This window comes from Caulobacter sp. GW456-12-1-14-TSB4 (genome assembly GCF_059424195.1).
On record NZ_JBWKZF010000041.1, the window covers coordinates 1 to 18,841 of the forward strand.

An 18,841-nucleotide genomic window follows, 5' to 3' on the forward strand; every position below is an offset into this window, starting at 1 on the left:
CTGCGTATCCGCAGCGATCCACCTCCCCCGTTTCAACGGGGGAGGAGAGGCAGTCCCTTTCCTGCCCCGCTTGCGGGGGAGGTGGCGCGGCGCGGATACGCGCCGTGACGGAGGGGGCGCTCTGTCCCCCTCAGCAGTCCAGGAACTTCACCTCGTCCGCCGTGTACTTCATGTCGCTGGCCGAGAAGAGCCCCGACAGCCCCAGCAGGGTGCAGCGCCCACGCGTCAGATACACCGGGATGCCCTTCAGGTAGTCGCTCATCCGGCCCTTGTCCCGGAACCGCCGTCCGAACGCCTCGGTGTCGAGCAGGCCGTCGACGCGCTCCATCAGCGGGCTGTTGATGTAGACCCCGCCACGCGCGGCGAACATCAGGGCCGCGTCGCCTGCGAAGGCGCCCAGCAGCGCGCTGAAGATCGAGACCGCCTCGCGGGCCCGCGCGTCGCCGGCGCGGACGCGGGCCAGGATCACGTCATCGCTGTCGCTATCGCCGCCCAGCGCCATGTGGATGTCCACGAGCCCCTGCTGCGACAGGAAGTGTTCGGCCGAGACCCGGCCGTACTTGATCTGCAGGGCCGAGAAGACCGGGACCTCGCGCGCCTCGCCGGGCGTGAAATCGATGTGGCCGCCTTCGCTGACCACCGGCGCCCAGCCGTCGGTGCGATGCGGCGACAGGCCCGCGATCCCCAGGCCCAGATTGGGTCCGATCACCGCGATGGGCGCGTTCTTGGCCGGCTTGCCGTCGTGGACCACGGTCATGGCGGTCGGGGCCAGGCGTGGCGCGCCCAGGGCGCAGGCGGCGAAATCGTTGAGCAGGGCCACGCGCGGGGTCTTCAGCACCGCTCTCAACCACGACTGGGTCACGGTGAAGTCGCTGGCCGTCAGGGCTATGGCGCCGTCGATCTCCGGACCCGCGCCGCAGACCGCCGCCCCGATCAGCTCGCCGTGCGCGCCCTCCGCCAAGGCGGCGGCCAGATGCTGCTCCAGTTCGCGCAGAGACCCGCAGGCCAGCTCCTGATGCGCACGCGGCGGATCGCCAGGACGCACGACCGCCAACGCCAGGTCGCGCCCATTCACGTCGGCCAGCAAGACCGATCCCTTAGCCATATCGTTTCCTCGCGCGGCCGGATCTTTGTCCGGCTTCTGATGAATTCTGTTGTACCGGTAACATCGACCAGTAAACGAAAGATATCACTGAAGAACGCCGGTATGACAAGGTTGTCACTACCGAAAATCAAACCCGCTTCGAGTCTGAAGCGCGTTAACCTTCACTATAAAAATCTTAAATTTAGACGTCCGATTAACCGCGCCATGCGTTTATCCCCCCATGGCGAAGTACGCGTCAGGTGACGATCAAGATAGACGGACAGCCGTTCGTATTCAGACCCAGAGGTCGGGCAAGATCCTGTGCGGGACCTTCGCGTGGGATTGCGTGATCCGCGACCTGTCCAGCAGCGGCGCGCGTATTCAGATGCTGTCCAGCACCGCGCCGCCCGGCAAGGTGCAGTTGGTCGATCTGGTCGCGGGCCTGGCCCACGACGTCACCGTGGCCTGGCAGCGCGATCGCGAGGTGGGCATGCGCATCGCCCGCACCTACGACCTTCGCGGCCTGACCCCCGCCGTCGCCGGGTCCGCCAAGCGCATCTGGCTGGCCGCGCAGTCCAGCGTCTCGACGGGCTAGGTAGACCTCCAGGCATGAAAAAGACCTCGGCCGGCTAGCCGAGGTCTTCTCATTTTGCCGGAGGCAGCGCGCTTGAGCGGAGCGCGCCGGGTCTCAAGCGGTCGTCTTAAGCGTTTTCGCGGGCAGCTTCGTCGGCCATCGCGCGCACCAGGTCCAGGACTTGGCGACGGACGCGGCCACGGCCGATGCGCGGGAACACCTCGGCCAGTTCCAGACCTTCCGGCGTGGTCAGGAATTCCTGGACCACCTTCTCGGCATGCTGGGCGGCGTCGTCCACTTCCGCGCCGCTCATCGGGTCAGCCAGGCCGTCGAAGAAGAACGACACCGGGACCTGCAAGGTCTTCGCAATCTCGTAAAGCTTACTCGCGCTGACGCGATTGGCGCCACGCTCGTATTTCTGCACCTGTTGGAAGGTCAGCCCCAGGCTGTCGGCCAGTTGTTCCTGGCTGACGCCAAGCAACTTGCGGCGCATGCGGACGCGACCGCCCACATGCAGGTCGACTGGGTTGGGGCGTCGGCCTTCGGTTTCTTCGCTCATCTGTATTACGCCTCCAACGGTTGTTCGTGGAAAATGACACGACCGTGACGTCGGTGGAAGCTGGGGCGTCCAATGCGCGGCGTTACGTCGCGATGGTTTAGCTGGCCTCCCCGATCCGAGGAGACTAGTCGCCGAATAGGCGATTCGCCGCCAACCGAAGGGTGAACCGCTGCCGTCCAGCGCGAGTAAACCAAAGTCAGTGTACGGCCCGCTCCCTAGCGGAACGGGCCGCACGCCGCAAACCCTTATGCGTTAAGGGGTGACGGTCCGGGGCGGCCACTCCAGATACGTCGCGCCTCGCCGGTGTTGTCGTGCAGGCGGAACAGGGTTTCGGCCGCCAGGGTCTCGTCGCGCTCGACGCCGGCGGTCAGCTGCGGCGTCATGGCGCGGGTCACCTGGCGCTGCACGGCGGCCAGGTCGCCGAACGCGATCATGTCCATCGAGTCGATTTCGTAGCCGATCGGCGACTCGCGGCCGATCGCCTCCAGCACCCGATCCAGCAGCATCTGCGAGACCGCGATCTCCGAACCGGCCACCAGGCCGTACTCGTAGGGGCGCGGGATGCCGACCAGGCGGGTGTCGATCGGCGAGTTGAGGATGCCCGGATACAGCTGCATGTCGATCATGCCGACGAAGCGGGTCACGCCATGGCGCAGGGCCAGCTCGAAGGCCGCCGCCCAGCACTCGAACACCCGCTCGCCGCGGCCGGGGCCCTTGCGCTTGCGATAGGCCTCGGTGGTGAACAGGCGCGTGGCTTCCCACACGTCGGCGCCCTTCTTGGGCGTTTCGTCGGGCGCGATCAGGTGAGCGAACTTGTCGGCCAGCATGCAGCGGTCGTCGGTCGGGCGCAGGCGCAGGCCGACCTCCAGCTCCAGGGCGTCGTTGAAGCCCAGCAGGTAGATGGCGCGGTGATCGTCGTAGTCGTCGATCTCGCCGCCATCCAGCACGACCAGGTCGACCCAGCCGTTCTTCTCGACGCACTGACGCCGGCGCTCCTCGTGCATGGCCCAGAGCTGCGGGCCGTACAGATGACGGTTCTCGGAAGTGATGATGTGGATCATAAGGCCGGCCCCCAAAGCTGGCGGGAAAGGAACGGCCTGCATTAAGGGGCATGATCCGGCGAACGGACGATAGGCCAAACGGCCTAGGCCCTGCGCGCGGAGGGTGCTTGCCAGGGGGATGGGGGTCTGGGTCTAACCCAAAGCCGATCTCCCCGGCGAAAACCGGGGCCCAGATCTCATGGCGTTGGGGATGATTGGAAAAGCTCGGCGCGCATAGAACCCGCCCCAGCGCTCTTCCAGCTGGGCCCCGGCTTTCGCCGGGGAAACGGATTTCGGGGATCGGGTCAGACCTTCTTCAGCAGGCCCAGCTCGCCGGCCTTCAGCACCGCTTCCTGGCGCTTGACCACCCCCAGGCGCTTCTTGGCGGCCTCGATGTGGTGGTGGACCGTGCGGGGAGAGAGTTCCAGGATCGCGCCGATCTCCCAGTCGGTCTTGCCGCGGCTGGCCCAGTACAGGCACTGGGCCTGGCGCTCGGAGATGATCCCGTAGTCGGGATTGTCGTCCTGCATTTCCCAGTGCTTGAGCATGATGGTGCCGAACACCGTCGCCAGGCTGTCGATGACGGCGCGCGAGGTCGGGTCGGTGTCGGGGGCCTCGGTCGACATGCGGATCAGCACTTCCTGACCGGCCGGACCGAAGACGCGCACGACATAGCCGTCGTTCATGCCTTGCTCGGAGGCCTCGCCCCACATGGACTGGGCGCGGCCGTCGCCCAGCGGCTTGGCGTCGGACCAGGCGAAGGAGCGCGGCGATTTCAGCAGCAGCTTCACGCATGGATCGTGGACGACGTACCGCTCACTCCAGTAGCGTTGGTCCCAGCTGTCGAAGTCGCGGCGGCTCAGGGTCGGCGGTTCCTTGCCGTACTGCTCGGCATTGACCAGGGTGGCGCAGAAGCGGTCATAGCCGAAGGCCCCGATCGCCTGGGCGAAATGGGTTTCCACCTCGTGGGCCGAGCCCAGATGCGGGGCTTGGCTGAGAAACGCCCAGGCCTGTTTTTCCGCCGTATTCAGCACGCACGCTGCTCCGTACTCACGCGAGAGTTCAGGCTAGGCTGGGATACGCGTCCGCGACAAGCGCGTGCTATCCAGGGTAGCGCGTACGGACGGTGTCGAATTGTCGCGGGTAGGGAAGGGCCCTAGGCGGCCGCTTCCTCGCCTTCGTCCTCGTCGTCGCCCAGCAGGGCGCTCAGCACGGTGGCCAGGCGCTCGGGCTTGATCGGCTTTTCGACCACGTCCTGCATGCCGGCGGCGACATAGGACTGCACGTCGGCCGGGTCGGCGTTGGCGGTCAGGGCCACGATCGGCACGCAACCGATGCGTCCGCCCATCTCGCGGATGGCGCGGGTGGCGGCGATACCGTCCATGCGCGGCATCTTGATGTCCATCAGGATCAGGTCGAAGCGGCCGCCCTTGGCCATCTCGACGGCCTCGACGCCATCGACGGCCTGTTCCGAGGTGCACTCGAACATGTCGCACAGCGCCTCGGCGACCATGCGGTTGGTGGCGTTGTCGTCGACGATCAGGATGTGGGCCGCGCGGCTGGCGACGGCGGGTTCCTCGTGGATCTCGGCCTCGGCCGAAGCGGGCGCGACGGTCAGGCCGAAGCCGACGGTCAGGCCGGCGCCGCGATTGGCCTCGGCGTGCAGCGGACCGCCCATGGCGCGCATGACGCGGTGGGCCAGGGCCATGCCCACGCCCAGGGCCATCTCGCTGCGATCCTGCAGGCTGGACGGGCCCAGCGGGTCCTCGACCCGGGCCAGGCGCTCGTCGGCGTGGCCCTCGGCGTTGTCGCGGACCTGGCCTTCCAGGTGGATGTCTTCGCCCTCGGCGCGGGCCGTCAGGCGGGTCTCGATCATGCCGCGGCCGGCGGCCAGGGCGTTCTCGATCAGGATGTCGAACACCTGCAGCAGGCGCTCGCCGTCGACCTCGACCCCGCACTCGGGATCGCCGTCGTATGAGACCAGCAGGGTGGAGCCGCCCTCGTGGGCGCGGCCGGCCCAGCGGGCCTCGACCGCGTCGGCCAGGTCGCGCAGGCGCGTGGGGGCCGTGGTGAAGGTCAGCTGGCCGCGCGTCGAGCGGTGCAGGTCGATGGCCCGGTTCACCGTCGCACCCATGTCGCGGCTGGTGTCGCCGATGGCGCGGACGAAGGCCGAGGCGTCAGGCGTCAGGCGCTGCTGCTCGAGGCGTTCGGTGATGGCCAGGACGCCGTCCAGGTGCGCGCCGATATCGACGGCCATGCGCTCGACCATCGCCATGGCCTCGCTGGCCTCGCGCTGGCGGCGGCGGTGGGAGTTGAGCAGCGAGGTCAGGCCGCCGACGCCGACATAGCGGCCGGCGGCGTCCACGGCGACATAGGCCGTGCGGTAGACCGGCGTCGTGCTGTCGGCGAGATTGATGACGAAGGCGTTGGCGTCGGTGTCGGCGGGCACCAGGCGCGGCGCGGCGTCCATCACCTCGGAGATCGGCTTGTCGGCCAACTGCGGGCCGGCGACGCGCATCATGCCTTGCAGCACATCGCGATAGACCATGCCGATCGGCGCGCGATGGTCGTCGACGACCGCGAGCCCGGGCGTGGCCGGAGCGGCGTCGAACATCGCGGCGACCTCGGCGCAGGACGCGCCGGGGGCGATCGGTTCGCTCAGGTCGATGAGACGTTTAAGCGTTTCCATGCGGCGCTTCGCTGGGACTTTGGAACCACAACTTGCCCCGGGTCGCCTTGCGGAGTCGTTAAGTTGGGAGCGGTCACAGCGCGGTAATGGCGGGAAATCGCTCATCTTTCCGTCGAGCCGCCGACACTGGACGAAAAAGAGGGCGGCGGATGGCCCGCCGCCCTCGACATTTTCTTGCTTAATGGGACTTACCAGGACTTGGAAATCGACACGCCGTAGAGGCGTGGCTCGGCGGTGATCACGTTGGTGAACAGGCCCGAGCTGTCGTCGGTGGTGTAGGCGTCGACGATCGGCGTCTTGTTGCCGATGTTCTTGACGTAGGCGTCGATCGACACGCCCCATTCCGGCTTTTCCACCTTCAGGGTGATGTTGCCGTTGTCCCAGGATTTCAGGCGGTCGTACTCGGTGTTGTAGACCCGGGCGAACTGGCCGCTCTGGCGGTAGTAGTCGCCGCGCAGGGTCGCCGACCAGCCGGAGGGCAGGTCGAAGCGGTACTGGGCGCCGATCGAGGTGGTCCAGTGCGGCGAATTGGGCAGCTCGTTGCCCGACAGGTCCGCCGACGCGCCTTCGATCGAATAGCCCGCGCCGTAGGTGAACAGGCCCGTGCTGTTGGCCAGGAACGCCGCGGTGGGCGCGGGCAGGCCCGCGCCGCCCAGGGCGGCCGGGGTCGACAGGAACGCCTGGTAGGCCGCCGCCCCGGTGCAGGCCCAGGGCAGGGTGGCCCCGGCGCCGGCCGCCAGGATGGTGGCGACGCCGGTGGTGTTGAGCACGCAGTTGGCGCCGACCGACGAGGCCTGGGGACCCACCTTCACGACCGTGTAGGCCGGGTTGGACTGGGTGCGGTTCATGGTGTCGATCGAGGTGACGCCATTGCCGATCTTGGTGTGCAGGTAGCCGATATTGGCGTTCAGCTTCAGGTCGCGGACCGGCGACCAGATGCTTTCCAGCTCGAAGCCATAGACCTTGGCGTCGACGTTCTCGTTCACCGAGGTGCGGTTCACGATCTTGCTGATCTGATAGCCCTTGTAGTCGTACGAGAAGCCCGTCGCGTTGAAGAGCAGGCTGCCGCCCAGCATCGTGTTCTTGGTGCCGATCTCGATGGCGTTGACGAACTCGGGACCGAAGGTCTGGCTGATGCCGATCGCGCCGGCGGGAACACCGGGGTTGATGCCGCCGCCCTTGTAGCCCTTGGAATAGAAGGCATAGAGCAGGGTGTCGTCGGTGAAGCCCAGATGGGCCTTGTAGTCGACGCCGACGCGGCCCGTGGTCTCGTTGAAGCGGGCGCGCTGGTCCGGGTTGGTCGGGTTCAGGGTCAGGCCGTAGCCGGGGGCCAGCAGCACGGTCGAGTAGTTCTTGACCGCCTTCTTGTCGCGGGTCTGGCGCAGGCCCAGGGTGAACTTCAGGTCCTGATTGATCTGGTAGTAGACCTCGCCCATGACCGCGTCCGACACCAGGGTGTAGGGCGTGCGGTTGTCATAGTAGTTGTGGCCGTCGCCGGTCGGCGTGGGCTGGGTGTCGATGCCGATGCAGTTGGCGGTGGTCGCCGGGTTGCAGGTCGGCGACAGGCCCTTGGAGGCGTTCAGCGCCAGCGACGACAGGGTCAGCGAGTTGCCGATCACGTAGTAGTCGGTCAGCGTCCGGTAGGTGAAGTGGATGGCGCCGACCGTGAAGTTCAGCGGGCCGTCGAAGGCCGACTGCAGGCGCAGTTCCTGGCTGAACTGTTCGGCGCGGCCCGACGAGACGTCGATCGTCGTGAACTTGTTGGTGTTGCCCACCTGCGGATCGTTGAAGAAGCCGCCCGGCGTGAACGGCGTGTTGTTGAACGCCACCGGCGAGACGTTCCGGTTGTAGTCCTGCTTCGTATAGACGCTGCCCTTGCTGTAGGCGGTCATCGAGGTGGCCGTCAGCGCGTCGGTCAGGTCGTAGTTGATGGTGTACTGATAGGTGTTCGAGCTGGACTGGTAGAGCGGGTCCAGCGCCGTCTCGATCTCGCGCAGATTGGTCGAGGTGGTGTCGCCGGCGTTGGCGTCGCCCGAGGTGAAGCCGAAGATGTTGCCCAGCAGGCCCGTCAGGGTGCCGGAGGTGTTGACCGTGCCGTAGGCGGCGGGCGCGTACAGCGAGCCGGGCAGACAGCCCTGGGTCAGGTAGCGCTGCGCAGCGCCGGTGGGCACGCCGCCGATCGAGGTCGGACCCGGATCCTTGGTGCAGAGCTGTTTGCCGGTCCGCGCGCGGTTGTCGTTCTCGTGGAAGCGTTCCCACAGGAAGTTGGTGCGCAGCTTGTCGGTCGGATTGAACATCACCTGGACGCGGGTCGAATACAGGTCCCGGTCGTCGACGACGTGGCCGTTGAAGGTGTTGGTGACGAAGCCGTCGCGCTTCAGCGAGGTGCCCGCCAGGCGGATGGCCAGCTTGTCGCCGAAGATCGGCACGTTCAGCATGCCGCGCAGCTTGACCGAGTTGTAGTTGCCGTATTCGGCGCGGACATTGGCCTCGAACTGGTCGGTCGGCTTGGCGGTGATCACATTGACCACGCCGCCGGTGGCGTTGCGGCCATAGAGGGTGCCTTGCGGGCCGCGTAGCACTTCGACGCGCTCCACGTCGTAGAACTCGGCCTCGAACAGGTTGCCCGACTGCATGGGGGCGTTGTTCAGGTGGACGCCGACGCCCTGGTCGGCCGAGGCGCCGACGGCCTTGGCCCCGATGCCGCGAATCTGGAAGTTGAAGCTGTTGGTGAAGTTGCTCTTGGCGAAGGTGACGTTCGGGATCGCCTGCTGCAGGTTCGGTCCGCCGTCGATCTTCTGGGCCTCGAGCGAGTCCTGGCTGAAGGCCGACACCGCGATCGGCACGTCCTGCAGCGCTTCTTCCTTCTTCTGAGCGGTGACGACCAGCTCTTCGATGACGGTGGAGTTCTGTTGCGCCGGCTTGGCGGCCTGCTGAGCGAACGCGGGGACGGCGAAGCCGGAGATCGCGAGCGACGAAGCGCCCATGACCAATAGGCTCCGCATACGCAGAGTATGCGACATTGAATTCCCTCCCTGAACCCAGGCGGCGCCTTATGGATGGAGCCTGCGAGGGTCGATGTTTCCTCGGCGCCGTACTGTTCTCACCACGCGGGCGTACGGCGAACCCATCGCAGCATTCGCAGATTGCATACTTGCGTTTGAAAGCTGTCAACTGGCCGACACGTAAGTGAACAGCGATAGGTTACGCCTTTTCACTTTCCGAGAGGTGGTATTCTCCTGGTGCGGGTAAGTTCATGCTGAATTAGAAGATCGGGTTTGTATGTTCCGTAACGGAACGTAGCGCCTGTAATCGCGAAACGGTCTCGCAATGGCGAGATATATCCATAGTTCGCGGGCGAAAGAATTCGAGTCGGTTCGTTTCTGAAGTATCTCGCAATTCGCGCCGGTTGGCGGTTCGCGCGTCCCCGGCGGTTCCGGCTTGGCCTTGCCTCGTGTAGAGGAGGGGCCATGTTCCCCATTCTTTTGGAAGTCGAGAGCCTCGCATGAGCGAAGCGGCCCTAGTTCTATTCTCCGGCGGCCAGGACAGCAGCGTCTGCCTGGCCTGGGCCCTCGAGCGCTACGAGCGCGTCGAGACGGTCGGCTTCGACTATGGCCAGCGCCATTCGATCGAGATGGAAGCCCGCCAGAACGTCCGTCGCGCGGTGGCCGAACGCTTCCCACAGTGGGCCGATCGCCTGGGCGAGGACCACGTGCTGGACATCAAGAGCTTCGGCCAGGTCGCCCAGTCGGCCCTGACCGCCGACCGCGCCATCGAGATGACCGAGCGCGGCCTGCCCTCGACCTTCGTGCCGGGCCGCAACCTGGTGTTCCTGATCTACGCCGCGGCCCTGGCCGATCGCCGGGGCATCGACGCCCTGGTCGGCGGCATGTGCGAGACCGACTTCTCGGGCTATCCCGACTGCCGCCGCGACACGCTGGACGCCCAGCAGCTCGCCCTGAACCTGGGCATGGACCGCAATTTCCGCGTCGAGACGCCGCTGATGTGGCTGACCAAGGCCCAGACCTGGGGCCTGGCCAAGGCGCTGGGCGGTGAGGATCTGGTCAAGCTGATCGTCGAGGAAAGCCACACCTGCTACCAGGGCGAACGCGGCGAGCTGCACGCCTGGGGCCACGGCTGCGGGACCTGCCCGGCGTGCGAGCTGCGCGAGAAGGGCTATGTCGAGTGGGACGCGGCCGGCCGCGAGGCGCTTAGCGCGTGACCTACTCCGTCAAAGAAATCTTCCTCACGCTGCAAGGCGAGGGCGGCCAGGCCGGCAAGGCGGCGGTGTTCTGCCGCTTCTCGGGCTGCAACCTGTGGACCGGCCGCGAGCAGGACCGCGCCAAGGCCGTCTGCACCTTCTGCGACACCGACTTCGTGGGCACGGACGGCGAGAACGGCGGCAAGTTCGCCACGGCCGACGACCTGGCCGCGGCGGTCGAGGCCCAGTGGACCGGCGGCCCGGACGATCGCCTGGTGGTCTGCACCGGCGGCGAGCCCTTCCTGCAGCTGGACGAGGCCGCCATCGCGGCGCTGCACGCACGCGGCTTCCAGATCGCCTGCGAGAGCAACGGCACGCTGCAGGCCCCGGCCGGGATCGACTGGATCTGCATCAGCCCCAAGGCCGATGCGCCCGTGGTCCAGACCTCGGGCCAGGAACTGAAGCTCGTTTTCCCGCAGGACAAGGCCATGCCGGAGCGCTTCGCGGACCTCGATTTCGAGCGTTTCTACCTTCAGCCTATGGATGGCCCGGACCGCGACAGGAACACGCAATTGGCCGTCGCCTATTGCCTTTCGCACCCACAATGGCGTTTAAGCGTCCAAACGCACAAATATCTCGGCCTGCCCTGACGGATAAGGCGCTCGACTTGGTGACAGGGTCGACGCGCTAGAGCCTCCCAGGCCTTAGTCAAAGAAGTCCCTATGAAGCCCGTCTTCGAGATCACGAAGGCTGCGTTCTTCGACGCCGCCCATTACATCGAGCAAGGTCCGCAGGACCATCGCTATCGCAAGCTGCACGGCCACTCGTTCAAGGTCGAGGCCAGCGTGAAGGGCGAGATGCAGGACGCCGGCTGGGTCGCCGATCTGGAAAGCCTGGACGTGGCGCTGAAGGCCGTCGCCACCGAGCTGGACCACGGCCTGCTGAACGACAAGCCGGGCCTTGAGGTCCCGACCCTGGAGCGCCTGTGCCTCTATTTCGCCGAGCGGCTGAAGGTGCGGTTCCCGGGCCTGTCGCGGGTGGAGCTGTCGCGCCCGACGATCGGCGAGCGCTGCGCGCTGGTGCTCTAGCGCCTGAGGGTCTGATCTATCCTCCCCCTCTGGGGGAGGGGGACCGCCGAATGGCGGTGGAGGGGCCCTGTGCGGCGGCCAATGCACAACCGCTTCGCGACCCCCTCCGTCTCGATGCGTATTCGCATCGATCCACCTCCCCCTAATGGGGAGGAGAAGTTTTCGCGCTGGTGCTCTAGCGCCGGTACGAGTCCCGCTCGCGGTCCTTCTTGCTGTCGCCCGGGATCACCGCCTTGCCGGTGGCCACGACCGCCTTGCCGGCGCCGCCGACGACCGCGCCGGTGACGCCGATCGCCGTGCCGGCCACGGTGCCGACGGCGGCCGCCGCGAGGCAGCCGGTCTGCGAGAGGGCGACCATCGTCAGGATGGCGGCCAGCGGGGCGAGGCGGCGGATGGTCATGGTGAAGCTCGTAAAACGCTGTTCACCACGTTCTAGCCGGCCAAAGGTTTAAATTCTCCGCGTCGGATGGCCGCGCCCGGCCTGCGGATCGTCCACATAGAGCGCCGGCTTGTCGTCCACGCGTCGCCGTTCGCCCTGGTAGCGCGGGTCGTCGCGGCGGCGACGGTCGGGGCCGAAATAGTCGCCGGCGCGGACGAACGGGCGCGGGTTCTCGATCAACAGGGTCAGGCGGTGGACGACGCCGCGCGCGGTCACCGGCTTGGTCAGGAACTCGTTGACCCCGGCGTCGCGGGCCTCGTTCACCCGGCGCTCGGTCGAGTGGCCGGTGATCATCACGATCGGCACGAAGGGGTTGGGGCTGTCGGGCGACTGGCGGACCAGATGGACGAAGTCGATGCCGTCCAGGCCGCTCATCGACAGGTCGGTGAACACCACGTCGATGGCGGTGGAGCGCAGGGTCGTCAGCGCCTCGGCGCCGTCCATGGCCTCGAACACGTGACGCACGCCGACCGCCCGCAGGATCTCGATCAGCAGCATCCGCATGTGCTGGTTGTCGTCGACCAGCAGGATCTTCAGCAGGTCAAATCGCACGCGCTGCGCCCCTCAGCCATCGCGTCGCGGATCGCTACCATGGCGTGTGCTCTTCGCGCGCCAGGGGATACGCTGAGCGAGGCTTACGCCTGCAAACGTATGCACGTCAATCCGAAAGCTGAGCTTAATCAGTGCTCAGCGTCCAGAAATGGTGATTTCTGAGGTCTGACTACGTTGTCATCGGCTCGCGCCAGGCGCGAACACATGGCCGCCGGTCTGGCCGCGATGGCGCAGGAAGGCGTCGGCCAGCACGCAGGCGGTCATGGCCTCGACCACCGGTACGCCCCGGATGCCGACGCACGGATCGTGGCGGCCCTTGGTGCGCAGATCGACCTCCTCGCCGGCCTCGTTGAGGGTCTGGCGGGGGATCAGGATCGACGAGGTCGGCTTGAACGCCACGCGCGCCACCACCGGCTGGCCCGTGGAGATGCCGCCCAGTACGCCGCCGGCGTGGTTGGACAGGAACACCGGCTGGCCGTCCTCGCCCAGGCGCATGGCGTCGGCGTTGTCCTCGCCCGTCAGGGCGGCGCTGGCGAAGCCCTCGCCGATCTCGACGCCCTTGGCGGCGTTGATCGACATCAGGGCGGCGGCCAGTTCGGCGTCCAGCTTGCCATAGAGCGGCGCGCCCCAGCCGGCCGGCACGCCGATGGCTTCGACCTCGACCACGGCGCCGGTCGAAGAGCCGGCCTTGCGGATCTTTTCCAGGTGCTCTTCCCAGACCGGGATGATGGCGGCGTCGGGCGACCAGTAGGGGTTCTGTTCGGTCTGCGCCCAATCCCAGTTGTCGCGGTTGATGGCGTGCGGGCCGATCTGCACCAGGGCGGCGCGGATCGTCACGCCGGGGATCACCAGCCGCGCCACCGCGCCGGCCGCCACGCGGGCCGCCGTCTCGCGCGCCGAGCTGCGCCCGCCGCCGCGATAGTCGCGCACGCCGTACTTGGCGAAATAGGGGTAGTCGGCGTGACCGGGGCGGAAGGCCTGGGCGATCTCGCCATAGTCCTTCGAGCGCTGGTCGGTGTTCTCGATCATCAGGCTGATCGGCGTGCCGGTGGTCCGCAGGCCGTCGGTGCGCTCGTCCTCGAACACGCCCGACAGGATGCGCACCGCGTCCGGCTCCTGGCGCTGGGTGACGAACTTGCCATTGCCTGGGCGGCGCTTGTCGAGGAACGCCTGGATGCCTTCGGCGGTGATGGCGATGCCGGGCGGCACGCCGTCCACGACGCAGCCGAGCGCCGGGCCGTGGCTCTCGCCCCAGGTGGTGACGCGGAACAGGTGACCGAAGGTGTTGTGCGACATGGGCCGGCTTCTAGCGGAAACACGGCCGGGCCGCAAAACGAGGCCGGTTATTGCGCTGGCGCGGCCTCGGCGCGAAGAACCTCCCCCGCGAGGGAGGTTCCCGCGTTCAGTTCGGCGCCTATTCGTCGCAGGGGAAGATTTCCTCGGTGTAGTACGCGCTGGACACGCCCCAGGTGGTGACCATCGCGCCCGGAGCCGGGCACGGGCGGTACATGCCGCCGACCGCGGTGGTGTACTCGGGTTCGGCGTAATAGATGCGCTGGTAGGCGACCGGCGGGGCCGCCAGCGCCATGGCCGGCAGGAAGCTCAGGGCGATCGAACCGCCCAGAGCGATCGTCGTGGCAAGTTTGCGGATCATCACAGTCTCCACACGATGCTGCGGGAGGCGATCTCCCGCACAACTTGAGACTGTATCAATGTGCGTCAATCGTCACGCCTTAAGATTGAATGTTGCGATTACTCGCGCAGCTTTGCTCAACCTGCCCGCACCTTGGCCGCGTCGGCCAGATAGAGCTCCAGGTTCGTCCAGCCGTCCTTGCCGACAATCGCGCCGTCGGCCTTCCTCGGATCGAAGCCGTGCGCCGTCTCCCAGGCGTCCGGCATGCCATCGCCGTCCGTGTCCTTCGCCGCCCTACCGGCCGGAAGCACCGGCCAACCGCCGACGTCTTCCTGGGTGTTGATCACTTTGCCGGTGCGGGTTCTCACGCCGTCCAGGATTCGCTGGTCGACCGGGTCGCGCCACACCGAGGCGCCGGCGTCTGCGAGTACGCGGGCATAGGCCTTGTCGGCCGGCTCGGGCGTCACCGGGGCGACATCGACCGCCGCCGCCAGGCGATACCCCGCTGGCTCAGGAATGCTGAACGCCACCAGGCTCCACGGATCGGCTGGGACCACCCCGTCCATGCTGTTGCCGGCGAAGTAAGCCTTGGCCAGCGTGTCGCTCTCCTTGAAGGCGAAGCGCTTCTCGGAGTTCGGCCCCGGGACATAGGCGTTGTCGACGAAGTTGTAGGCCGACAGCGTGGCGGCATCGGCGTTGTAGCCCGCCCGGTCGTGGCCCCAGTTGTAGAAGACGTTCGAGCGGAAATCGAACAACGCCCCGACCGGGTCCTTGTCCGGCCCCTCGTAGTTCCCAGGCCTGGGCATCCGCGCCATGTGGTTGGCCCACAGATTGTGGTGGAAGCTGATCCTCGACCCGTTGCCGCCCCGGATCAGGCTGCCATAGCCGTGGTCGCCCTTGACGTGGATCGAGTGGGCCAGGCTCTCGGCGATGATCGACCACTGGACGGTCAGGTCATAGAAACCCCCTTCTTTCCCATTGGGCCCAGGCTTGTCGTAGCGGGCCGAGGCCGACAGCGTCTCGTCCACCGACCAGCTGGCCGAGACGTGGTCGAGGATGATCCGCCGGCCGCCGCTGATCCAGATCGCGTCGCCCTCGACCTTGCTCTCCGAGCCCAGGCGCGAGCGGATGAAGCGGATCACCACGTCGTCGGCCGATACGATCAAGGTCTGGTCGCGCAGGGTGATCCCGCCGCCCGGCGCGGTCTGGCCGGCCAGGGTGATCTGGCCGTTGCCGATCTTCAGCGGGCTCTTGAGCGGGATCGTGCCGGCGACGTCGAACACCACCGTGCGCGGCCCCTTGGCCTCGACCGCCGCGCGCAGGGAGCCTGGACCGGCGTCGTCGAGATTGGTCACCCGCAGCACCGCGCCGCCCCGGCCGCCGGTCGCGAAGCGGCCCGCGCCTTCAGCGCCGGGAAAGGCCAGCATGTCCGCCGCTTGGGCCGAGCCGGCGGCGAGGGTCAGGACGAGGGCGAGGAAGCGGCTGAGCATGGCCGCGAAAGTGCCGGTGGACGGGGCTTCTGTCCACCGGTGTCATCGTCGCTTAAGAGCCCGACTTGGTGATGACGTTCAGCACCACGCTGGGCGAGGCGTCGCGGTTGTAGTGGGTGACCTGCAGCTCCTGGATCGAACCCTTGGACAGGACCGTCGGATCGAAGTCCTTCGGCGGAGCCTGGCCGTCCAGCAGCACCCGGGTGCGCGGGGAGTTCAGCTTGCCCAGCACCCGGACATTGCCGTGATAGATCCAGACCTGACCGTCCTCGGGCTTCAGCCTGCCGTCGATCAGCTCTGCATTGGTCACGCGGACATAGTCGGAGCGGATGTCGACATACAGGCCGCGCTCGTCGGTGATCAGGCTGCGGCTGCCGGTGTGGCCGCCGCCGTCCTGATGGGCCAGGGCGATCGAGCCCGTGGCCGCGACCGCCACGGCCAGCAGGCCGATCAGGCCCAGCAACGCCTTGCGGGCGAAGGTGGCGGGATCGCGCGGATCGGTGATGGCCTTCAGGCGCATGAGCGTGGGTCTCCGCCCCTTGCCGGTGAAGGCGGGGTGCAGGGTGGGGGCGGCGCGGGTGCGCAGCACGTCGATCAGGGTCTCGGCATAGGTCCGGCGGACCTCGACGGCGGCGTTCTCCAGCGCCATGGCGTCGGCCAACTCCTCGCGCACGGCGGCGGCGCGGGTGCGGACGGCGGCGAACGGCGGGGCCATCCAGAACAGGCCGCCCAGCAGGTGTTCGGCCAGCAGCCGCCAGTTGTCGCCGCGCTTCAGATGCGCCAGCTCATGGGCGCAGATCGGCACGAGGCGCGCGACGTCCAGCCGCGCGACCAGGTCGGCGGGCAGCAGGATCACCGGCGTCGTCAGGCCGGCCAGCAGCGGCTGGTCGATCTCGTCGCTGACCTTCACCTCGGGGCGGCCGGTGTCCAGGCGGCGGGCGGCGGCGCGGACGGCCTGGGCCAGCTCCTGCGACACCGGACGGGCCTTGGCGACGATGCGCTTCAGCTTGGCGCGACCCATCACCTGGCGCGCGCCGGCGACGGTCAGGCCGCCCAGCGCGCTGAGGATCAGCAGGCCGGCGGCCATCTCGGCGCTGCCGGCGCTGGCCATGACCCGCACCGAAGCTTCGCTGATCGCCGCGCCCGCGTTGGCCACGGCCGGCGCGGCGAGGGCGGCCTGGTACATGGGCTCGGCGGCCGCTTCGGGCAGGGCCGAGACGCCGACCATCGCGGCCAGCATGGCCGGAGGCAGGGCGACGGCGCGGTTCCAGGTCTTGGCCCGGGGCAGGGGATCGCCGGTCAGCTGGTCGGCGGCCTTGCCGAGCAGCCAGCCCAGACCGCTGGCCGGCCAGGCGGCGACCAGACCCAGGGCGGCGGAGGCGAAGATCGGGTTCATGGGATCACTCCGCGAGCGCGTGGCTATTTCAGCGTGATGTTGACGACGGGATCGCCGGACTTGGCGTTGATCACCTCCAGCCGCTCGATGACGCCTTCGCGCAGGTCGGCGGGCTGGAACCAGGGCGAGGCCTTCACGTCGTTGACGTTGACGACCACGTTCACCGGATTGAGCCGACCGCGCACCGTGACGCCGCCGATAAAGACGGTCTTGTCCTCCTTCAGCGAGGCCTCTTGGGTGTCCGCCATGATCTCGATCCGATCCAGCTTCGACTGACCGCGAGGTTGCGGGTTGGGTTGGGGATTGGGCTGAGGGTTCGGGCGCGGATCGGGGCGCGGATTCGAATTGGAATTGCGGTTCGAGTTGGGGTTCGGATTGGGATGCGGGTCAGGACCGACGCGCACCTGCATGGGCGCCATCGGGGCGAGCGCGGCCAGAGGCGCCTTGGCTTCCATTGCCGGGGCGGCCTCGGCGATCATGGGCTCGGCCTCGGCGGCCGGCGTCGCGGCGCGGGCTTCGGCGGCCGGAGCGGCTTCAGCGGCGGGCGCGGCGTCCTCGGCGGCGACGGCGGAGACCGCTTCAGCGGCCGCGACGGTCTCTGGCGAGGGCGGCGGGGCCAGGCGGCGGGCCTGCTCGGCCAGGGCCAGCGAGCCGAAACCGGTGGCGGCGGTCAGGGCGCCGCCCAGGGCCAGCGCCATGCCGACGCGCAAGGCCGAGGCCCGCCCCTGCGGCTGCAGGATCGCCGACAGGCGCAGGGCCGCCAGGTTGCGATCTCGCCCGGTGAAGGCCGACTGCGGCGAGGGTTGGGCGTTCATCTTCAGCGCCTCGACCAGCACGCGGGCATAGTCGCGGCGGGCTTCCGGCGCGGCGCCGTCCAGGGCGGTCAGGTCGCAGACGGCTTCGCGAGCCGCCAGCATCCGGCCGCGCAGGGCCGCGACCGGCGGGACCAGCCAGAAGAGGCCGGCCAGGGCTTCCTCGGCCGGGATGCGCCAGTTGTCGCCGCGGCGCAGGTGGGCCAGTTCGTGGCCGCAGACCAGCTCGAGGCGGCGCGTGTCGGCGGCTTCCACCAGGGTCTTGGGCAGCAGGATCACCGGGCGGCGGGCCCCAGCCAGCAGAGGCTCGGAGACGGCGGCGCTGATCTTCACGCGCGGCGCGTGGACCCGCAGCCCGGCGGCGCGGACGCGGATGGCCTCGACCAAAGCGTAGTCCTGGCATGGCTCGGCGGCGGCGCGGACCTTGGCCAGACGACGGCGACCCCGGTTCCAGCGCCAGCCGCGCGCCAGCAGGCCGGCGGCGGACAGGCCGACCAGGCTCCAGGCCAGGCCGTTGGTCAGGGCGGGCGAAGGCTCCCAGGCGGGGGCGACGGGCGCCTGTGCGATGGTGTTCGTGGTCATCTCGAACACGGCCATACGGACAGGCCCGGGAACGATCGCGGCGGTGGGGGCGGCGCTCTGGATGGAGGCCGGCGAGAAGGTCAGGGCGATGGTGGCGGCCAGGGCGCCGGCGGGCAGGGCGTAGGCCAGACTCCAGGCGGCGGCGCGCGGGCGCGGGTCGTCGGTCAGGCGCTCGACCAGGCGGCCCAGGCCCAGGCCCAGGGCGCCGACAGGCCAGGCGGCGATCAGGCCCAGGGCGGTGGAGGTCAGCAGCGGATGCATCACTTCTGCTCCTTGCTGGTGTTGAGCAGGGCTTCCAGTTCCTCGATCTCGGTCTCGGACAGGATCTGGCTGCCGGCGAAGGCGGAGGCGGGGAGCCGGCCGTCGATCTCCAGCAGGCCGCGCAGGCGGTTCAGCACGCCGCCGATCACATCGACCTTGGCCTTCTGGGCCTCATAGACCGCCAGGCCATGCACCGAGCGGCGGACCAGCAGGCCCTTGGCCACCATCCGCTCCAGCACGGTGCGGGTGGTCGAGGCGCTCCAGCCCAGCTCGGGCTCGATCAGGCCCTGCGCCTCGCGGGCGCTCATCGCGCCGCCGCGCCAGAAGGCCTTCAGCACTTCCAGTTCCAGGTCGGAGGGCTCGGTCATGGGTGGTCAACCTCGGTGATGTCGTGAGTACGCTACAAATGTAACGAGATCGCGTCAAGCGTGGTGATCGATG

Annotated in this window: 18 protein-coding genes; 4 read left to right on the plus strand and 14 right to left on the minus strand. The window is 68.1% G+C overall.

Going from position 1 to position 18,841, the window contains the following annotated elements; genetic code table 11:
* Positions 1 to 130 precede the first annotated feature (130 nt).
* Positions 131 to 1,105, minus strand: a complete 975-nt coding sequence (locus AC07YH_RS24545; protein WP_494749522.1) for a glucokinase — start codon at positions 1,103 to 1,105, stop codon at positions 131 to 133.
* Positions 1,106 to 1,325: 220 nt separating this feature from the next.
* Between AC07YH_RS24545 and AC07YH_RS24550 the strand changes: the two genes are divergently transcribed.
* Positions 1,326 to 1,679 (plus strand): PilZ domain-containing protein, encoded by a 354-nt coding sequence (locus tag AC07YH_RS24550; RefSeq protein ID WP_494749523.1) that lies wholly within the window; start codon positions 1,326 to 1,328, stop codon positions 1,677 to 1,679.
* Positions 1,680 to 1,785: 106 nt separating this feature from the next.
* Here the strand turns inward: AC07YH_RS24550 and AC07YH_RS24555 are convergent, their stop codons facing one another.
* The 5 genes from AC07YH_RS24555 to AC07YH_RS24575 all read right to left on the minus strand — a co-directional run bounded on the left by AC07YH_RS24555 (position 1,786) and on the right by AC07YH_RS24575 (position 8,969).
* Positions 1,786 to 2,217 (minus strand): helix-turn-helix domain-containing protein, encoded by a 432-nt coding sequence (locus AC07YH_RS24555; protein ID WP_494620661.1) that lies wholly within the window; start codon positions 2,215 to 2,217, stop codon positions 1,786 to 1,788.
* A 245-nt stretch (positions 2,218 to 2,462) separates the two neighbouring features.
* Positions 2,463 to 3,278 carry an acyl-homoserine-lactone synthase gene (locus AC07YH_RS24560; protein ID WP_494749524.1) on the minus strand — a complete coding sequence of 272 codons (816 nt, stop codon included), beginning with the start codon at positions 3,276 to 3,278 and terminating at the stop codon, positions 2,463 to 2,465.
* Between the two features lie 284 nt (positions 3,279 to 3,562).
* A complete protein-coding gene (locus tag AC07YH_RS24565; protein WP_494749525.1) occupies positions 3,563 to 4,291 on the minus strand; it encodes a helix-turn-helix transcriptional regulator in 729 nt (242 codons plus the stop codon).
* 122 nt (positions 4,292 to 4,413) lie between these two features.
* Positions 4,414 to 5,946 (minus strand): response regulator, encoded by a 1,533-nt coding sequence (locus AC07YH_RS24570; RefSeq protein WP_494749526.1) that lies wholly within the window; start codon positions 5,944 to 5,946, stop codon positions 4,414 to 4,416.
* 188 nt (positions 5,947 to 6,134) lie between these two features.
* On the minus strand, positions 6,135 to 8,969 hold the full coding sequence (locus tag AC07YH_RS24575; RefSeq protein ID WP_494749527.1) for a TonB-dependent receptor: 2,835 nt from the start codon (positions 8,967 to 8,969) through the stop codon (positions 6,135 to 6,137).
* A 482-nt stretch (positions 8,970 to 9,451) separates the two neighbouring features.
* On the opposite strand from AC07YH_RS24575, the gene queC reads away from it, so the two are divergent.
* The 3 genes from queC (at position 9,452) to AC07YH_RS24590 (ending at position 11,235) form a co-directional block, all read left to right on the plus strand.
* Positions 9,452 to 10,168, plus strand: coding sequence for a 7-cyano-7-deazaguanine synthase QueC (gene queC, locus AC07YH_RS24580; RefSeq protein WP_494749528.1), 717 nt, complete (start codon positions 9,452 to 9,454; stop codon positions 10,166 to 10,168).
* Complete coding sequence (queE, locus tag AC07YH_RS24585) at positions 10,165 to 10,797, plus strand: 7-carboxy-7-deazaguanine synthase (RefSeq protein ID WP_494749529.1); 633 nt, start codon at positions 10,165 to 10,167, stop codon at positions 10,795 to 10,797. The genes queC and queE overlap by 4 nt, the downstream gene beginning before the upstream one ends.
* Positions 10,798 to 10,869: 72 nt before the next feature.
* Positions 10,870 to 11,235 carry a 6-carboxytetrahydropterin synthase gene (locus AC07YH_RS24590; protein ID WP_494749530.1) on the plus strand — a complete coding sequence of 122 codons (366 nt, stop codon included), beginning with the start codon at positions 10,870 to 10,872 and terminating at the stop codon, positions 11,233 to 11,235.
* Between the two features lie 175 nt (positions 11,236 to 11,410).
* Here AC07YH_RS24590 and AC07YH_RS24595 read toward each other — a convergent pair whose 3' ends face one another.
* The 8 genes from AC07YH_RS24595 to AC07YH_RS24630 all read right to left on the minus strand — a co-directional run bounded on the left by AC07YH_RS24595 (position 11,411) and on the right by AC07YH_RS24630 (position 18,768).
* On the minus strand, positions 11,411 to 11,635 hold the full coding sequence (locus AC07YH_RS24595; RefSeq protein WP_494749531.1) for a hypothetical protein: 225 nt from the start codon (positions 11,633 to 11,635) through the stop codon (positions 11,411 to 11,413).
* Between the two features lie 48 nt (positions 11,636 to 11,683).
* Positions 11,684 to 12,226: a response regulator gene (locus AC07YH_RS24600; RefSeq protein ID WP_494749532.1), complete on the minus strand. Its 543-nt coding sequence runs from the start codon at positions 12,224 to 12,226 to the stop codon at positions 11,684 to 11,686.
* Between the two features lie 177 nt (positions 12,227 to 12,403).
* Positions 12,404 to 13,522 (minus strand): chorismate synthase, encoded by a 1,119-nt coding sequence (gene aroC, locus AC07YH_RS24605; protein ID WP_494749533.1) that lies wholly within the window; start codon positions 13,520 to 13,522, stop codon positions 12,404 to 12,406.
* 118 nt (positions 13,523 to 13,640) lie between these two features.
* Positions 13,641 to 13,880, minus strand: a complete 240-nt coding sequence (locus AC07YH_RS24610; RefSeq protein ID WP_494749534.1) for a DUF6289 family protein — start codon at positions 13,878 to 13,880, stop codon at positions 13,641 to 13,643.
* A 116-nt stretch (positions 13,881 to 13,996) separates the two neighbouring features.
* Positions 13,997 to 15,349 (minus strand): pectate lyase, encoded by a 1,353-nt coding sequence (locus AC07YH_RS24615; protein ID WP_494749535.1) that lies wholly within the window; start codon positions 15,347 to 15,349, stop codon positions 13,997 to 13,999.
* A gap of 52 nt (positions 15,350 to 15,401) precedes the next feature.
* Positions 15,402 to 16,745 (minus strand): M56 family metallopeptidase, encoded by a 1,344-nt coding sequence (locus AC07YH_RS24620; RefSeq protein WP_494749536.1) that lies wholly within the window; start codon positions 16,743 to 16,745, stop codon positions 15,402 to 15,404.
* A 23-nt stretch (positions 16,746 to 16,768) separates the two neighbouring features.
* Complete coding sequence (locus tag AC07YH_RS24625) at positions 16,769 to 18,400, minus strand: M56 family metallopeptidase (protein WP_494749537.1); 1,632 nt, start codon at positions 18,398 to 18,400, stop codon at positions 16,769 to 16,771.
* On the minus strand, positions 18,400 to 18,768 hold the full coding sequence (locus AC07YH_RS24630) for a BlaI/MecI/CopY family transcriptional regulator (protein WP_494749538.1): 369 nt from the start codon (positions 18,766 to 18,768) through the stop codon (positions 18,400 to 18,402). The genes AC07YH_RS24625 and AC07YH_RS24630 overlap by 1 nt, the downstream gene beginning before the upstream one ends.
* Positions 18,769 to 18,841 lie beyond the last annotated feature (73 nt).

Excerpts from the sequence above, each read along its gene's own strand:
- AC07YH_RS24545 (WP_494749522.1), bottom strand. The coding sequence starts at position 1,105 with ATGGCTAAGGGATCGGTCTTGCTGGCCGACGTGAATGGGCGCGACCTG.
- AC07YH_RS24550 (WP_494749523.1), top strand. The coding sequence starts at position 1,326 with ATGGCGAAGTACGCGTCAGGTGACGATCAAGATAGACGGACAGCCGTT.
- AC07YH_RS24555 (WP_494620661.1), bottom strand. The coding sequence starts at position 2,217 with ATGAGCGAAGAAACCGAAGGCCGACGCCCCAACCCAGTCGACCTGCAT.
- AC07YH_RS24560 (WP_494749524.1), bottom strand. The coding sequence starts at position 3,278 with ATGATCCACATCATCACTTCCGAGAACCGTCATCTGTACGGCCCGCAG.
- AC07YH_RS24570 (WP_494749526.1), bottom strand. The coding sequence starts at position 5,946 with ATGGAAACGCTTAAACGTCTCATCGACCTGAGCGAACCGATCGCCCCC.
- AC07YH_RS24575 (WP_494749527.1), bottom strand. The coding sequence starts at position 8,969 with ATGTCGCATACTCTGCGTATGCGGAGCCTATTGGTCATGGGCGCTTCG.
- queC (WP_494749528.1), top strand. The coding sequence starts at position 9,452 with ATGAGCGAAGCGGCCCTAGTTCTATTCTCCGGCGGCCAGGACAGCAGC.
- AC07YH_RS24590 (WP_494749530.1), top strand. The coding sequence starts at position 10,870 with ATGAAGCCCGTCTTCGAGATCACGAAGGCTGCGTTCTTCGACGCCGCC.
- AC07YH_RS24595 (WP_494749531.1), bottom strand. The coding sequence starts at position 11,635 with ATGACCATCCGCCGCCTCGCCCCGCTGGCCGCCATCCTGACGATGGTC.
- aroC (WP_494749533.1), bottom strand. The coding sequence starts at position 13,522 with ATGTCGCACAACACCTTCGGTCACCTGTTCCGCGTCACCACCTGGGGC.
- AC07YH_RS24610 (WP_494749534.1), bottom strand. The coding sequence starts at position 13,880 with ATGATCCGCAAACTTGCCACGACGATCGCTCTGGGCGGTTCGATCGCC.
- AC07YH_RS24615 (WP_494749535.1), bottom strand. The coding sequence starts at position 15,349 with ATGCTCAGCCGCTTCCTCGCCCTCGTCCTGACCCTCGCCGCCGGCTCG.
- AC07YH_RS24620 (WP_494749536.1), bottom strand. The coding sequence starts at position 16,745 with ATGAACCCGATCTTCGCCTCCGCCGCCCTGGGTCTGGTCGCCGCCTGG.
- AC07YH_RS24625 (WP_494749537.1), bottom strand. The coding sequence starts at position 18,400 with ATGCATCCGCTGCTGACCTCCACCGCCCTGGGCCTGATCGCCGCCTGG.
- AC07YH_RS24630 (WP_494749538.1), bottom strand. The coding sequence starts at position 18,768 with ATGACCGAGCCCTCCGACCTGGAACTGGAAGTGCTGAAGGCCTTCTGG.